The sequence below is a fragment of the Mucilaginibacter sp. P4_A11 genome (assembly GCF_056402535.1).
Map to the genome: position 1 here is coordinate 213,682 of NZ_JBFUHE010000007.1, position 16,377 is coordinate 230,058.

The following is a 16,377-nucleotide window of genomic DNA, read 5'->3' on the forward strand; positions in this document are numbered from 1 at the left end:
AGGTTAGCCTTTCAACTTATTTAGATATGAAAAAAAAAGACCGGCTAAACGAATTTTACCCCAAACCAAAACAGAATTTTCTGATACAGAAGGATGTTTTAAGATAGGTAGCTCAGATAATCGCTAAATAAATACTTAATTCAAATGAAAAAGCGAGTTTCTCTAAAAAAATCGAGCAAAGCCCGAATAGATTGAAGGTGCTTAAAAGAAGAAACGCTAAACCTCGAAAGCAAAAAAATAGCACTTTTAAAGGAATGGAATAGCTGTGGGGAATTGAATACTGCTGTGGCTATAACTGCCTGACAATAAGGATATTAAGATATTTATTTTTCGCTTAATTTCATTTATAAGAAGCTTAAAAGTAAAGCAACTCGCTAATAATGAAGATATTAGCGAGTTGCTTTTATTGATGGTAGCCCGTAGGGGAATCGAACCCCTGTTTGAAGAATGAAAATCTCCTGTCCTAACCCCTAGACGAACGGGCCATTTTTATTTTGTTTCCCATGGCTGGGATCGTATTGTTGCTTAACCGGGTGATTGTTAATGGACCGAACGGTTAAGATATTAAAAAAACCCCAGATCTTTCGACTTGAGGTTTTGTGTCTTGGTAGCCCGTAGGGGAATCGAACCCCTGTTTGAAGAATGAAAATCTCCTGTCCTAACCCCTAGACGAACGGGCCTTGTTTTATTTTGTTTCCCTTGATTTGGGATTGCAAAGATAGAGTTTAAGTGATAAAATTAAAATAATTTTCAAAAAAAAATTAAATGGCTTGTAAAAATGGCTGGCTATCAATTAAATAAAATAAAATTACGCCTGCGGGCTTGCAATCTTTGCTGGGTTAAGGCTATCTTTATTCCATAAATCAATCATCTTTTTATGAAAGCTATCTGGAATAACCAGGTCATTGCCGAAAGCAATGACACTATTGTTGTTGAAAATAATCATTATTTCCCTAAAGAAAGTGTTAAGGCCGAGTATCTTAAACCATCTGACGTACATACTACCTGCCCGTGGAAGGGGCTGGCATCATACTATTCGCTTGAAGTTGATGGTAAGGAAAACCAGGATGCTGCCTGGTATTATCCCGAGCCAAAAGAGGCTGCGACAAACATTACTAACTATGTAGCGTTTTGGAAGGGAGTGAAAATTACTGAATAAACTATGAAAACTTACGATGCCATTGTTATAGGTGCCGGGCAGGCCGGCGGTCCCTTAGCCAAAAGATTGGCTAAAGCCGGGAAAAAGACTGTCTTGATTGAGAAACGGTTTTATGGCGGCACCTGCGTTAATGATGGCTGCACGCCCACTAAAACCATGGTTGCTTCGGCAAAGGCGGCTTACATGGCAGGTAAAAGCCATGAGTTGGGCGTGCCCGTAAAAAAGTTTTCGGTTGATCTGGCTGCTATTAAAAAACGTAAGGACGATATTGTATTACGCTCACGCAATGGCGGATTGAAAGCTGCCGAAAAAACGCAAAACCTTGACGTAGTATTTGGAGAGGCTGTGTTCACCGGAGAGAAAACTATCGAGGTTAGGCTCAACAGCGGTAAAAAGCAAAGCTTTTCGGCTGATCTTGTCTTTTTAAACCCGGGTGCTTCGCCTTTGGTACCCGAAATAGAGGGGTTGAATGAGATCCAGTATTTTAACTCAACCACCATCCTTGACCTCGATAAAGTGCCGGAACATTTGCTGGTACTTGGCGGAAATTATATCGGCCTGGAATTTGGGCAGATGTTCAGACGCTTTGGCAGCAAGGTTACTATCCTGGAAAAATCGGAACGGATAGTATCACATGAGGACGAGGATATTTCGGTAGAGATGCAAAAGATCCTCGAGATGGAATCCATCATAATTCACAATAACACGCAGGCCATTAAGTTTAAACAAAAAACGGGTGGCAAAATAACGGTAACCATATCCCAAAAAGGGGAGGAGCGGAAAATTAAATGCACCCATGTGCTGGTAGCCATTGGCCGTAAACCGCAAACGGAAGCATTGAACCTGCCGGTTGCCGGGATCGAAACAGATGAGCATGGCAATATCAAAGTGAACGATAAAATGGAAACCAGCGCCGCCGGCATCTATGCGCTTGGCGATGCCAAGGGCGGGCCTGCTTTTACGCATATTTCCTATAACGATTATACTATTGTTTATCGTAATCTTTTTGAAAAAACGGATTATAACATCAAAGACCGCCCGGTACCTTACTGTATGTTTACCGACCCACAACTGGGCCGGATTGGCATTGATGAAACCGAGGCCAAAAAACAGGGGATCAAATATAAAGTGGCCAAACTGCCAATGGCACATGTGGCGCGTGCCATTGAAACCGGCGACACACGGGGCTTTATGAAAGCTATTGTTGATCCGGATACAAAAAAGATCTTAGGCGCTACCGTACTTGGCCCGGAAGGCGGCGAGATCATGACCGTGCTGCAAATGGCTATGGAAGGCGGCATTACTTATGATAGGATCCGCTATTGCGTTTTTGCCCATCCGTTATATTCCGAATCGCTGAACAACCTGTTCATGACCCTTGGTGATTAAATCTGGCGCGCATGATAAAAGTTGACAAGGTAAGCAAACATTTTGGCGGGGTTAAAGCGGTTGATGGTGTATCATTTGAGGTAGAGGATCAGGAAAACCTTATCCTGTTAGGCACCAGTGGCTGCGGTAAAACCACTACGCTAAAAATGATCAACCGGCTTATTGAGCCAACAAGCGGCAGCATTTACATAGATGATAAAAACATATTGGAACAGCAGCCTGAATCCCTGCGCCGCGGAATTGGCTATGTGCTGCAAAATAATGGCCTGTTTCCGCATTATACCGTTGCTCAAAATATTGCTGTTGTGCCCAATCTGCTGAAACGGGATAAGCAGAAAACCGAAAAGCGTACCGCCGAGCTAATGGAAAAACTCCACCTCGATGCCTCCTATTTAAATGTTTACCCGAACGAATTGAGCGGCGGCCAGCAGCAGCGCATTGGCCTGGCCAGGGCATTGGTATCCGATCCGCCGGTGTTATTGATGGATGAGCCTTTCGGGGCGCTGGATAATGTTACCCGCTCAAAAATTCATGCCGAATTTAAAGCACTTGATGAGCTTAAGCGCAAAACCATCATCATGGTAACCCATGATGTGCAGGAAGCTTTTGAACTGGGCGATAGGATCTGCCTGATGGATCAAGGCAAAATTGTCCAATCGGGCACACCTGCTCAGTTACTTTTTAATCCGGTTAATGATTTTGTAAAAGACTTTCTGAAACACCAGCGCCTGCAACTGGAGTTTAAAGCCATTAAGTTGGCCGACCTTTGGGAGCTGCTACCCGAGCTGCATAAAGAGGCAAATGCATCGTCATTTACTGTCGGCACTAACCTGTGGGAGGCATTGGAGAGTTTTAAATTTAATGATGGCGAAACTGTCAATATCAGCAGAGATCAAAACCAGGTTAAAACTGTAAGCTTTGAGCAGTTGATGACGGCCTTTTATCAATATAAAAACCATCAGGCCCATGAATGAGCAGCAGCAAACTTTATTTCAGTTTATGCAGCAGCAGGCCGGCAAATTGCAGGAACAAACCTTGCAGCATATTGGGCTTACCTTTATTTCGCTGTGTATTGCTGTGTTGATTGGCTTGCCGTTGGGGATCCTTATCGTTCGTAAAAAACAACTGGCGGGTGCGGTTTTAGGGATTGCAGGTGTATTGCAAACTATCCCCAGTATTGCATTGCTTGGGTTTATGATCCCTGTTTTGGGGATTGGCCCTAAACCTGCTATTGTTGCCCTGTTGTTATATGCCCTGTTACCTATTATCCGTAATACATACACCGGTATTTTAGGGGTTGATGCGGCAGTTAAGGAAGCGGCTGTTGCCATGGGCATGAGTAAATGGCAGATCTTGTTTAAGGTAGAATTACCCCTGGCTATGCCGGTGATTTTTGCAGGCATCCGTACTGCTACCGTGATTAACGTTGGGGTTGCAACGCTGGCTTCGCTGATTGCGGCGGGTGGTTTGGGTGAGTTTATTTTTGGTGGAATCTCACTTAATAATACCAACATGATCCTGGCCGGGGCAATTCCTTCAGCGCTGTTGGCGATTATTTTCGATCTGTTGCTGTCAATAGTGCAAAAGATCAGCTTTAAAAAACTGAAAAAGTTTTTGTATGTATTTCCAGCATTGCTGATACTGTTGTGCCTGTTCTATATTATCCCGGCAAAATCAAAAGGAAAGCTAACAGCTGGGTTTACGCCCGAATTTATGGGAAGGCAGGATGGCGACCTTGGTCTTAGGAGCAAGTATGGCTTAAAGATTCATACTATCGTGATCAGCGATGCTGTGATGTATAAGGCCGCGTTTGAAAAGCAGCTCGACGTGATCAGCGGTTACTCAACCGATGGCAGGCTAAAAGCATACGATTTGGTTGTGCTGGATGACGACAAACATATTTTCCCGCCGTATTACGCCGCTCCCATTATACGCGACGATGCGCTTCAAAAATTTCCTGACCTCGAGCAGACACTAAATTTGCTTGCCGGTAAAATAAATGATTCAGTAATGACTGTTTTAAATTACCGTACCGACTATCTTCACCAAAGCCCCGAAAGGGTTGCTAAGGATTTTTTGGTTGCCAATAAGTTGTGGCGACCGGAGCGTGGCGGAAGCGATGGCATGGTGCGGATAGGTTCGAAGATTTTTGGCGAGCAATATATCCTGGCTAATATGTACAGCATGCTGATAAAAGGTTATACAGATCACGATGTGTCAACCAAAACAGGCCTTGGCGGCACTAAAATTTGTTTTGATGCGCTAACCAATAACCAGATAGATTTTTACCCCGAATACACGGGTACTGGTTTGCTGGCTATATTACAGGCATCGCTTAAAACAGTTAATGAAGTAACAATAAACAGGGATAGCACCTACAATTACGTACAGCGGCAGTTTGAAATTAAGTATCAAATTAAATGGCTTAAACCCATTGGCTTTAATAATGCTTACGCTTTAATGATGAGGCAGCAGCAGGCAAAGCAATTGGGCATTAAAACAATTTCAAACTTAAAGCAGTTTTTGGATAAGAAGTAATATCAATGGATTTAATAGCCAGGTACAAAGAAGTACGGCAGCGTACAGAAAAAATTTGCTCGTATTTGCAAACGGAAGACTACGTGGTACAGCCCGTGGTGGATGTTAGTCCGCCTAAATGGCATATCGGACATGTTACCTGGTTTTTTGAAACTTTTATCCTGAAACCCTATTTTATGGGCTACCAGGAATATAATCCCGATTACAACTACGTTTTTAACAGTTACTACGAAACTGTTGGCACACGCGTGATCCGTACCGACAGGGGCAATCTGAGCAGGCCTACGGTTATTGAAATTTACAGCTACCGCAAGTATGTTGATGAGGCCATGGAAGGCTTTTTATGTGGTGATATAAATGACGATGTTAAAGAATTGCTTATCCTTGGCTTTAACCACGAAGAGCAGCACCAGGAGCTTTTAATGACGGATATTAAATTCATATTAGGCCACAATCCGCTGTTCCCAGCCTATAATAAAAACTACGCCGCTCCGCATATTGACGAAGGGGTAGATGATGCTTTTATTAACATGGATGAAGGCATTTATGAAATAGGCTTTACCGGTGATGGCTTTTGTTTTGATAATGAGCTTAACCGCCATAAAGTGTACCTGAACGCTTACGGGGTAAGCCCTAAGCTGGTTACCAACGCCGGATACCTTGAGTTTATTAATAGCGGTGGTTATCATGATTTCAGGCATTGGCATGCTGAAGGTTGGGATTGGGTGAAAACCAATAAGGTTGAAGCGCCGCTGTATTGGCATTTAATAGATAATGAATGGCATAACTACACCTATCATGGCTTGGAGCTATTGCATTTAAAAGAGCCGGTTACTCACATCAGCTATTTTGAAGCCTATGCTTACGCCTCATGGAAGGGTTTAAGGCTACCAACTGAATTTGAATGGGAGGCTGCTGCATCAAAATTTAATTGGGGCCGCTGTTGGGAGTGGACAGAAAGCTCATACCTGCCTTATCCGGGTTTTGCCAAAGCGCCGGGTGCTATTGGCGAATATAATGGTAAATTTATGGTTAACCAGAAAGTGCTGCGCGGCGCGTCAGAAGTTACGCCTCCGGGTCATAGTCGTGCAACTTATCGCAATTTTTTTCAAACAAATTTACGCTGGCAGTTTACTGGCATAAGACTTGCGAAGTAAATTGACACAAAAACACCACCATCTCTATGAACCAAGCCTTTACATCAACAGCCGTAAATTGTGACATAAGTGCCGAAAACAGGCAGTTTTATGCCGACGTTATTGCAGGGTTGCAATCGGAACCAAAGCACCTGAACTCAAAATATTTTTATGATGCCAATGGCGACAAGCTATTCCAGGAGCTCATGAACTGCCCTGAATATTATCCAACCAATTGCGAACTGGAGATTTTTTCGGAGAAAACCGCCGAGATCTGCGATGCATTGATTGCCGATGGCGATGCCTTTGACCTGATTGAGCTTGGTGCCGGTGATGCCACTAAATCAAGCTATCTGCTTAAATACCTGTTAGATAAAAATGCCGATTTTACCTATCTGCCCATAGATATCTCAGACAACGTAATATCATATCTTAACATAACCCTGCCGGTAACCTTGCCGGGTATAAAAATTACCGGGCTTAACGGCGAATATTTTGAGATGTTGAATAAAGCGGCAGCTATTTCACCGAGACGTAAAGTGGTGCTGTTTTTAGGTTCAAACATTGGCAATATGCCGCTTGATGCAGCCATTGAGTTTTGCCGTGAGCTAAGAAACAACCTGTCGGAGGGTGATATGGTATTGATTGGCATGGACCTGAAAAAAGATCCGAGGGTTATTCTTGCAGCTTATAATGATAAAGATGGTATTACCCGTGAGTTTAACCTCAACCTGCTTCGCCGCATTAACCGCGAGTTGCATGCCGATTTTGATGTAAGCAAATTTGAACATTATCCAACCTACGATCCAGAAACCGGCGCCTGCAAAAGCTACCTCATCAGTTTGCAGGATCAGCAGGTAACTATCGGCAACGAAAAAATAGATTTCAAAAAAGATGAATACATCTATATGGAGATCTCCCAAAAGTTTACCCTGATGCAAACCGATCAGATTGCCATAAACACAGGCTTTCAGCCGGTAGGGCAATTTTTCGATACAAAAAAATGGTTTATTGATGCGGTCTGGGTGGCAGCATAAACAAACCATGATTTTTCTTAGCGCGTCATTGCGAGGTACGAAGCAATCTCCGATTAGCAGAGCGGCTATGCAAATTCACCCTGTATAGTTGGGGATTGCTTCGTACCCCGCAATGACGGTAAAAAAAAACTACAGCACCTTCGGGTTCAATTCCGAATCTATCAGTCCGCCGATAGGTTTACCCATCAGCCATTTATGGTGATCATTTTTTTGCCATTCATTTTTGTAGGGGGTGATGCGGGCGCCATCGGCCACGTAAATTATGGTCATCACCTCACGCATCTTATTTGAGTTATTGCCCGGTGCGTTATGGATGGTAAAACCCCTGTGCCAGGTAGCATCGCCGGCTTTCATGGTTTTGGCGCGGGTTATCTCAAATCCCTTCTCTTTAACATAATCATCAAAAGCCGATTCCGATTCGTCAGAAATTTCGGTGTTAAATACGGCGCCGTTAACATATGAGCCTGAGGCAAAGGTTAGCATTCCCATATTTACATCAATATCAATCAACGGCATCCAAAGGGTTACGGTGTTATTGGTATCGATGGGCCAGTAGTACTGGTCCTGGTGCCATGGTGTAGGGCCGCCGCCGGGTTCTTTAAACAGGGCCTGATCATGATAAATGCGTACGTTTTCAACCCCCATCAGATCGGCGGCAATTTTTGCCAGGCGTTTGGCCATTACAAAAGTTTTAACATCTTCATCAACCTGCCACAGGTTCATGATCTGTAAAAACGCCTTGCCGTAGGTGTCCCGTTCCTCCAGTTTGCGCTTTTCGGTGTTGTACCTGTCGGCCGCGCCAACAATTACGGGGCGATAAGCAGCAATTTCATCTTTTGTAAGCACTTCGTGTACAAGGGTATGGCCTTTTTCACGAAATTCATTAATATTGTGGTTGGATAGTTTTATAAAATTATCAAGTACCGGTAAATGAGCGATCTGTGTATTCATAGTTTTTAGGTTTATATTTCAAAGTAAGGTTAACTTTAGTTGAAAAAAAATGAAATGAATGGTACATTTATGGGTGATTTTATCCGTAATTTGAATCGGGGTTTTATTTACGTTAAAATATGCAATGATAAAAGCGTCGTACGAAGTTCTTCAGCCTACAAATACGCAGTCATTTCTTATCCGGAAATTTGACAAGCTGGCATTTGATGCCCCTTATCATTTCCACGAGGAATATGAATTGACGTGTATTATCAGCGGTTCCGGCAAGCGCTATGTTGGCAGCCATATGGAGGATTTTGCGTCCGGCGATTTGGTTTTGCTTGGTCCTAACCTGCCGCATTGCTGGAAACTGGAGCCCAATGAAACAGTGCTTCGCGAAGCAAGCGCCGTAGTTATACAGTTTAATGATGCTTTTTTAGGCGAAGAGTTTTTCAATAAATTTGAGCTTCAGCTCATCAAAAAACTTTTTCAGCAAAGCGGATGCGGCGTTTCGTTTTATGGTGAAACCTGCGCGGAGGTTAAAAAGTTGTTACTTGGCCTGGTTGAAGAAAAAAGTAATTTCAGGATGCTGATCGGTTTGCTGGAGATCTTACACCGCATGGCTTCGTCAGAAGAGTATACCCTGCTCGATCAGCACCGCATTATAGGCGAGCGCTCCAATACTGAGCGCGAACGGATTAACCCTGTATTTGCCTACCTGGTTGATAACTTCAGGAAACACGTATCATTAGATAAAGCGGCCAGTATTGCTAATATGACCCCGAATGCTTTTTGCAAATACTTTAAAAAAGTTACCCGCAAAACATTCATGGAAACTATAATTGAATACCGGCTTAATTATGCCATTCAGCAACTGGTGCAAACGGATAAGCCTATTTCAGAGATCTCGTATGAGAGTGGTTTTGGCGATGTATCGCATTTTTATAAAATGTTTAAAGCCAAAATGAACCTGAGTCCGCTTAACTACCGCAAAAGGTTTATGCGTAACCTGGCTGGTGATAAAAAGCTATCGGCGTAATTATTAAGTACTAAGTCGAAAGTCTTGCTCCTCTTTTTTAGACTTAGAGCTTGTGACTCACAACTATAGACTAAGTGACATTGATAATGCCTCGTTTAATGGCATAAATAACCAACCCCACTAAATTTTTCGATCCGGTTTTTTCAAATAGTCTTGCGCGGTAGCCTTCAACAGTGCGCACGCTCAGGAAAATTTTATCTGCTATCTCCTGGTTGGAGCATTCCTGGCAAACCAGTTTAAGCACTTCAATTTCGCGCTCGTTAAGGTCGGTTCTGTTATTAGGGATATTATCGGCCTGGTCATTGCCTACCAGTTGTTTGATGAGGGTTATGGACAGATGTTCATTAAAATAAAAGCCTTTGTTGTAAACGGTGGATACGGCTTCGATGATCTCTTCCGGTTCGGCGTTTTTAAGTAGGTAGCCCGATGCGCCGGCCTTCATCATGTCTACAATATATTTGTCTTCATTAAACATGGATAACGCCAGGATCTTAATATCCTTAAAATGCTGATGAACATGAGTGGCGGTTTGGATGCCATCCATCTCGGGCATTTTAATATCCATTAATATAACATCAGGGGTTTTGTCGGTTAATAAGCCTATCAGCTCTTTTCCGTTTGAAGCTTCGAGTACCAGCTCAAAATCCCCGCAATCTTCAAGGGTAGCTTTTAAACCATTTCTGAAAATTTTATGGTCGTCTACTATACCTAATTTAATTGGGCCCATTGGTTGCTTTCAAAATTCAAATAATTAATAAATATAGGCTATTGATTTTAACTATGCTACTTTTAATTTAATGATTGTGATTGCCCCGCTAAGCGGTTTGCTGTATGTATTTATTTCACCGTTAATGAGTTGCACGCGACTTTGTAAATTTTTAAGTCCGAAGCCCTGCTTAACATCGCCCATATTAAAACCCTTGCCGTTATCTTTAAATTCCATAACAAGGTAGCCGGAATCTAAGGCTATATTGAGGTTAATAATGGTGGCTTCCGAGTGTTTTATAGCATTGCCGAAAAGTTCCTGGGCTATGCGGTACATGGCCAGTTCAATATCATTGGGGAAGCGTTTATCAGCAAAGTTTTTAGAGAACTTAACTTTAATGTGAGTATTGTTTTCAACCTTGGTACACAATGCTTCAACCGCAACGAGCAAACCATAATCGGTAAGTATGGGGGGCAGTACATTTTGTATAATATTCCTGATCTCCTGGATACATTCATCGGCCAGTTTGCGGGTATCCATTAGCAAGGGCTGTGTTACCTCATTCACGCAGTTTTTATCCAGCCGGTGCAGGTTAAGTTTAATAGCCGAAAGCACCTGGCCAACACTGTCATGCAGGTCTTCGGCCAGGCGCCTGCGCTCACTTTCCTGGGTTTCAAAAACGGCATTCATCAAATCTGTTTGGCGGGCATCGTGCAGTGCACGCAAATCCGCCTGGTTTTTTAACATTCTCCGCTGGTATATGATCACGAAGAAGAATAAAAAAATAATCAATACAACAACCACTAGTGTCCCGATGATCAGAATTGGAACCAGTCCGTTTTGGGTTATTTCTAAAATAGGGCTGTCGTACATAGTTATAGTGCAAACCTTTATCAGTCCGTTTTCTGTGGTTTGCAAAGCAAGGCTACGGCGTATATTAAGTTAGTAATAATATTTGTTATGCTAAATATAACGTAATAATCTGCTTTATCCTTATCTGGTATCCTGCTAAAAAGCATAAATAAAAAAATATTCACTGCTGAATAAAATAGCACACCTGAGTTAAACCAAAATAAACCCTGTTTTTCAATATGAATAAAGGTTTGAGGATTTAAAAGCTGATAGAAATATATAAGCGATAGTATTATTAGCAAAAGGCTCGAAGTTGTATTTGACACAGATGGGTAATCAAACAAATTCTTTGCATTATATAATACTATCGCCATTGTTATAGCGGCGAGTAGTATAACTATCTTTTTTAAAAAAGGCTTTAAGAACAGCTTATAGTACATCAGGCTAAAAAATCCTATTGTTATAATAACATATACGTGAAGTAATGGATTCGTATTTAATGGGTGCCCTGTGTGTGGCTTGAACTGATATGACAACCACATTGACCAGTCGAATAATCCTGATATCAATAAAAACAAGGCTAATAACTTCATTAAGCTATCTAAATGCTTGTAGTTATGCGCTGCTGCCGCTAACGGGAATAGACCGGAGATGACCGATATATTCATTAATAAAACGCTTACAAGCATGTGGTTAGAGTAGTTTAATATTAGTCTTGAGTCAAAATGTTTTGTGGGCAACCAGCAGTACCTGGACATGGCACAGCCTGTTCGCCAACAACATTTTGTTTTTCGGCTTTCATCAGTTTGAAAGTTTGAGCACCTGCCGGAGGAGTTGTCTCGGCCACTTTATTACTATCAGGAAGCTGATCCTGGCCATCGGCTGTTACGCCCGTGATTATAAAATGCTGCTGCCCGCCAACATTGGCAATAACAGATAACAGGAAATTACTTACAGAAACCCAGAATTTTTGCCAGTCATTAAGTTTTTGATCATTTGCATAATAAATACGAATACCCAAGCAGCCATTCTGGCTCAGTATGGTATTTAATATTTCTTGTCCAAAAAACTGTGATATAATATCTTTCGGATTGCGATGCCTGTGATTCTTTGTCCATTGTGCGGCTAAATCAAGTTCAATTGGTGCGCCTTCCTGGCCTGTGATGGGTGATGATGGTCTTTTTTCTTGTGTTTCCATAAAAAATAATAGCGTGTAGGGATTTAGTTTGTATAAAACTAATACTAATAAGCATCTGTTTCAATGATATTCCCGGTCATATAAGTTGCAATAGGTTTTTGATTGTGTTTTATATGGCTGATTATTAGTTGATTGTAAATTACTTGCGTTTTATTACCCGCGTATTATGCGTATTTTTACGTATCAAAAACTGTAATCTTACGTGGCTTAAAACAGGTGTCTTTTTGTGAGTTTTCTGTATAAAACATACTGTTTTAAATAGCAGAAGTTTTTATATTAAATTATAAATATTATTTATTAAATTGCTTTAAGTAGTATTAATATTACTATTCCTGGTTTTGCGGAATGTTAAGATGAGTTAGTTAAACATTAAACAAGATCACACAGTCCTTTACTGAACCATTAATAAACCAAAATTTATGAGCCTGCGCCTTTCCCTCTAATCAGGAAGGCGCTTTTTTTATACAGTAATCCCGCCTAAACGTAATTCTACGTTTGGTTCATGTTGATGATACGTTTTTATATCGCGTACCACTACAGGCTATAATAGCGTAGTGGCAACGTTGATTGCGTACCGGTTTTGCCCAAACTTTGATCCAGCAAATGAGCTGTGCATCAGCCTGCTTGCGGTGGAGTATGCTGAAAATCCAGTTTAAAGAGTAAGCCGGTACAAATACTAATCAAAAACTTATGAACTACATTATTAAAGGGAACCTTCGCGGTTTATTATGTTCGGACTGCGAACTGCCTGTTGCGGGCACATCGGTAAAAGTTTATCGCCCCGCTGATCAGCAAAACGAAACCCGGCTTGCCGTGGCCGATCCCAAACAAACCTTTCACCAGGTGAACGATGAAGAACTGAAAGCAAAAGAAAGACTGTTTATTACCCAGGCCGACGTGCAGGAGAACGGCGATTTTACCATTGAAATTGACGGTGGCAAATCCGGTTACGAGGGCGGCAGTATTGATGTGGACTGGTATTGCGGCAACGTGCCTTTCAAAATCCCGCTGCCTAAAAAAGGCCCGGCATTGCAGTTTCATATTACTACGCTGCAACTCCTGTATAAAAGCACCAAGGAAAATGCCCAATACGCAAGATTTGATTATAAAATAGATTCCAAATGGTTTTGCCGGATCCTTACCCTGTTGGATATCTGGGTAGTTTGCGGTTATGTAAACGATTGTGAAACCCAAAAGCCAATACCCGGCGTTAAGGTTTTTGCCTATGATGTCGACCTACTGCAAGACGACTATTTGGGCAACGCCTATACCGATAATAACGGTAAATTCACTATTGTATATCCCGGCGACAATTTCAGGAAAACCTTATTACCATGGCTTAATGTTGAATGGCCTGCCGGTCCTGATTATTATTTCAGGGTTGAAAGCTCATCTGGCACAGTATTGCTTGCCGAAGACCGTACCCGCGGTCGCCAGAACGACAGGCACAATGCTAACAACTGCTTCTGCGTAAAACTCTGCATTAAAGGCGGCGGCATCATTACCAGCGATACGCCATGGTTTACTTCTGTAGGGAACTTCAGTATTACATCTGATATTGACGGCAGCGGTAAAACTCTCATCAGCAAATTTGGAGCGGGTGGCACCGGTTATGGTTTCTTTGGCTCGGTGAAGCTGGGAGGCTATGCCACCAAGAAAGTGCCAACGGCGCCGGCCAGTCCGCTTTATTACCGCTTTTTATTCTCGACCGATAATGTGAACTTCAGCCCGGTAACTACTGCCCAGATGGAGGCAACAGCCTTAAAAGTTGCCACCCGGCAGATCACCTGGAACGGTACCACCGGTTTCCAGAATGTAGTGATCGATATTAATCAACCTGCTTCGGTACCCGATAGTATCCCGGCTGATAATTATCCTAATCCAATCCCCGATCATGTGCTGCATCCTGATGCCAATGGTTGGGTACGCGTTGATCAGCCCGCGCTTGATAACGGCTTTTATGGTTCCCTGTTTTATTTAAATACCGCTACTATTATTGGTGGAGGTGACGCCAGTGCCGGGTTAACCCCTGGTTTAGCTGTGCCTGTAGCCGATCAAAAAAACGGCCGAATGTTATATATCCAATTTCAAACTACCGATGATCCGGCTAATCCAGGCTCTCCAAACCTTAACACACAATCGCTTATCGGCAAGATCTATGTAAACAACTGGAACGAAGTAAACCTGTTGATGCTGGAAGAACTTTTTGCCGGCGGAGGCAGCGGTTGTACCCCGGTAAGCGGAACTGCGCACGCCGATTACACTGTCGATCATGAGCTGATTGCGAGCTGGTCGCTGGGCGTATGGTCAAACGCTACCGGCACAATAAGCGGCTTACCAAGCGGAACAACTCCGCGCGGCGACGCTAAAAAGTTTAACCTGGCCGCACCGGCCCCATTTGTTTTAACTCCTCCTTTTAGCGCATGGCCCTCATGCGCATATAGCCTAACCCTGACTACCTATCGCAAATTAACCACCGGCGAAAGTAACGACTGGGCAAAAACGAACCAGGTTATCTTTTGCAAGTAACCTGCATGTGAATGGGGATGAGGGTGCCGTTGCATGTCGGCGCCCTCTTTATTTAAACCGTTAAAATAATCGCAGAATGTACGAAGCCTCATACAGGATAAATAGGATCACCAAAGCTGCATGAAACTTCTGGTTCTCTACCTTAATGGCTATCATGCATAATATGAAGTGACTGATGTTACGGATAGGGTACTCGATATTGTAATGGTGTACATAGGTAGGGCCTTTTATTTCTGTATCGACAATATCGAGCAGATAACTGGCACCTAAAATGCCAAAGATCCATTTACGACGGGAGTAGAAATAATCTTTATAGCCTTGATAATCCTTCAGATCGTCGGGGTATAGCAGAGCGCAAACGCTGTAATAAGTTACAATGTAGATGATGATAAAAAAGTACTCGGCAAAAAGCCAGTGCTTAATTTCGTGCAGGCTGATTTCCCACCACCAAAAGTGCAGTAGCAATATAAACACGTAAAGCGTCCACAGGTTATGCACCCAGTAAGGTTTATCACGGCCGGGATGTTGGATCTGTTTGGCCGCGCCTTTAAGCAGGTGGGTAATACTAAGGCCTAATGTAATGCTGATAACAGCCTTGATGTGACTAAAGGTATCCATAGGCAGGTTTATTACTAAAATAAAAGTAGTATTTTATTTTAGTAATAAGTGCTACTATAAATGTCTGTTGGTCAATTACTCCCTCATTGCGAGGTACGAAGCAATCCCCAAGATACAGAGTAGTTATGCAAATTCGCCCTGTGCAGTCGGGGATTGCTTCGTATCTCGCAATGACGATTTGAGAGGGTTTTGCACAGTTTTGGTGTGCACCCTAAAATATCGCCTCAGCAATCCGCTTAGTTGGCCCGGCGTTGCTCATGGTATAAAAATGCAGTACAGGAGCGCCAAAGGCAATCAGCTCCTTGCACTGGTTGATCATCCATTCAATGCCCACCTCTTTCACCGCTTTTTCGTTTTCGCAAGCATGGATAGCATCGCTCAAATCTTCCGGAATATCGATGTGGAAGGTTTTTGACAGCGTAACCAGTTGTTTTGATGAGGTGATCGGTTTTAATCCCGGAATAATAGGCACATTGATGCCATTGGCACGACAGGCCTTCACAAACTCTTTATATCTGTCAATATCAAAAAACATCTGGGTTACAATGAACTGTGCACCCATCTCTACCTTTTGTTTCAGATATTTGAAATCTGTTTTTAGGTTAGGTGCTTCAAAGTGTTTTTCGGGATAACCGGCCACACCAATGCAGAAGTTTGTTTTTGCGGAGTTGCCATGATCTTCATGCAGGTAAACCCCGTTGTTCATATTGACCACCTGCTCTAACAGATCGGTAGCAAAGCAGTGACCGTTTGGCGTAGGTACAAATGATGAATCACCGATGCGGGCATCGCCGCGTAATACCAGCACGTTTTCAATACCTAAAAACTCCAGCTCAATAAGCGCGTTCTCGGTTTCATCTTTTGTAAAGCCACCGCAAAGCAAATGCGGAACGGTATCCACCTTATACTTGTTCATGATAGCCGCGCAAATAGCGATGGTGCCCGGGCGCTTGCGATAAGCCAGTTTCTCCAGTAAGCCGTTAGGGTGCTGTTTATAAATGAAATCTTCGCGAAGCGAGGTAACATCAATAAACGGAGGTTTAAACTCCATCAGCGGATCAATGGCATTATAAATGCCCTGGATACTCTGTCCCTTTAAAGGAGGGATCAATTCAAAAGAAAAAAGTGTTTTGCCGTTGGCGTTTGCTATGTGTTCAGGTATTTTCATTGGCCGTTTTAGGTACGTATCTTATCTTGTATCCGTCATTGCGAGGTACGAAGCAATCCCCGATTGGCAGGTTCGCCC

15 protein-coding genes and 2 tRNA genes are annotated in these 16,377 nt (G+C 42.8%); 8 read left to right on the top strand and 9 right to left on the bottom strand.

Translation table 11 applies throughout. The features are described 5' to 3' along the window. Positions 1-410: 410 nt before the first annotated feature. Both AC1DUD_RS15870 and AC1DUD_RS15875 read right to left on the bottom strand, forming a co-directional pair. Positions 411-485: transfer RNA gene (locus AC1DUD_RS15870), tRNA-Glu, on the bottom strand. Between the two features lie 120 nt (positions 486-605). Then, positions 606-680: transfer RNA gene (locus tag AC1DUD_RS15875), tRNA-Glu, on the bottom strand. Between the two features lie 197 nt (positions 681-877). Here AC1DUD_RS15875 and AC1DUD_RS15880 point away from each other — a divergent pair. From AC1DUD_RS15880 to AC1DUD_RS15905, 6 genes are read left to right on the top strand one after another with little or no spacing between them, the layout of a single operon-like run. Then, complete coding sequence (locus AC1DUD_RS15880) at positions 878-1,159, top strand: DUF427 domain-containing protein (protein ID WP_110584115.1); 282 nt, start codon at positions 878-880, stop codon at positions 1,157-1,159. 3 nt (positions 1,160-1,162) lie between these two features. After that, positions 1,163-2,548: a mercuric reductase gene (locus AC1DUD_RS15885; RefSeq protein ID WP_477375992.1), complete on the top strand. Its 1,386-nt coding sequence runs from the start codon at positions 1,163-1,165 to the stop codon at positions 2,546-2,548. Positions 2,549-2,559: 11 nt separating this feature from the next. Then, positions 2,560-3,522 (top strand): ABC transporter ATP-binding protein, encoded by a 963-nt coding sequence (locus tag AC1DUD_RS15890; RefSeq protein WP_477375994.1) that lies wholly within the window; start codon positions 2,560-2,562, stop codon positions 3,520-3,522. Next, positions 3,515-5,086 (top strand): ABC transporter permease/substrate-binding protein, encoded by a 1,572-nt coding sequence (locus AC1DUD_RS15895; protein ID WP_477375996.1) that lies wholly within the window; start codon positions 3,515-3,517, stop codon positions 5,084-5,086. The genes AC1DUD_RS15890 and AC1DUD_RS15895 overlap by 8 nt, the downstream gene beginning before the upstream one ends. A 5-nt stretch (positions 5,087-5,091) precedes the next feature. After that, the gene (egtB, locus tag AC1DUD_RS15900; protein ID WP_477375999.1) at positions 5,092-6,243 is read left to right on the top strand and encodes an ergothioneine biosynthesis protein EgtB; all 1,152 of its coding nucleotides are present in this window, start codon (positions 5,092-5,094) and stop codon (positions 6,241-6,243) included. Between the two features lie 26 nt (positions 6,244-6,269). Continuing rightward, positions 6,270-7,259: an L-histidine N(alpha)-methyltransferase gene (locus AC1DUD_RS15905; protein ID WP_477376001.1), complete on the top strand. Its 990-nt coding sequence runs from the start codon at positions 6,270-6,272 to the stop codon at positions 7,257-7,259. A gap of 129 nt (positions 7,260-7,388) precedes the next feature. On the opposite strand, the gene AC1DUD_RS15910 is transcribed toward AC1DUD_RS15905, so the two are convergent. After that, positions 7,389-8,210, bottom strand: a complete 822-nt coding sequence (locus AC1DUD_RS15910; protein WP_477376003.1) for a phytanoyl-CoA dioxygenase family protein — start codon at positions 8,208-8,210, stop codon at positions 7,389-7,391. 124 nt (positions 8,211-8,334) lie between these two features. On the opposite strand from AC1DUD_RS15910, the gene AC1DUD_RS15915 reads away from it, so the two are divergent. Then, positions 8,335-9,228, top strand: coding sequence for an AraC family transcriptional regulator (locus tag AC1DUD_RS15915; RefSeq protein WP_477376005.1), 894 nt, complete (start codon positions 8,335-8,337; stop codon positions 9,226-9,228). 70 nt (positions 9,229-9,298) lie between these two features. On the opposite strand, the gene AC1DUD_RS15920 is transcribed toward AC1DUD_RS15915, so the two are convergent. Genes AC1DUD_RS15920 through AC1DUD_RS15935 form a run of 4 tightly spaced genes read right to left on the bottom strand, consistent with a single transcriptional unit; the run spans position 9,299 to position 11,984 of the window. Continuing rightward, on the bottom strand, positions 9,299-9,955 hold the full coding sequence (locus tag AC1DUD_RS15920) for a response regulator transcription factor (protein ID WP_477376007.1): 657 nt from the start codon (positions 9,953-9,955) through the stop codon (positions 9,299-9,301). A 51-nt stretch (positions 9,956-10,006) separates the two neighbouring features. After that, entirely contained in the window at positions 10,007-10,807 is an 801-nt protein-coding gene (locus AC1DUD_RS15925; protein WP_477376009.1) for a sensor histidine kinase, read from the bottom strand. 20 nt (positions 10,808-10,827) lie between these two features. Continuing rightward, positions 10,828-11,475, bottom strand: coding sequence for a hypothetical protein (locus tag AC1DUD_RS15930; protein WP_477376011.1), 648 nt, complete (start codon positions 11,473-11,475; stop codon positions 10,828-10,830). Between the two features lie 20 nt (positions 11,476-11,495). Continuing rightward, the gene (locus tag AC1DUD_RS15935) at positions 11,496-11,984 is read right to left on the bottom strand and encodes a hypothetical protein (RefSeq protein ID WP_477376013.1); all 489 of its coding nucleotides are present in this window, start codon (positions 11,982-11,984) and stop codon (positions 11,496-11,498) included. A gap of 690 nt (positions 11,985-12,674) precedes the next feature. Between AC1DUD_RS15935 and AC1DUD_RS15940 the strand changes: the two genes are divergently transcribed. Beyond that, the gene (locus tag AC1DUD_RS15940; RefSeq protein WP_477376015.1) at positions 12,675-14,513 is read left to right on the top strand and encodes a hypothetical protein; all 1,839 of its coding nucleotides are present in this window, start codon (positions 12,675-12,677) and stop codon (positions 14,511-14,513) included. Between the two features lie 60 nt (positions 14,514-14,573). Here AC1DUD_RS15940 and AC1DUD_RS15945 read toward each other — a convergent pair whose 3' ends face one another. Then, entirely contained in the window at positions 14,574-15,131 is a 558-nt protein-coding gene (locus AC1DUD_RS15945) for a hypothetical protein (RefSeq protein WP_477376017.1), read from the bottom strand. A gap of 211 nt (positions 15,132-15,342) precedes the next feature. Next, positions 15,343-16,299: a methylenetetrahydrofolate reductase [NAD(P)H] gene (gene metF, locus AC1DUD_RS15950; protein WP_477376019.1), complete on the bottom strand. Its 957-nt coding sequence runs from the start codon at positions 16,297-16,299 to the stop codon at positions 15,343-15,345. Between the last annotated feature and the right edge of the window lie 78 nt (positions 16,300-16,377).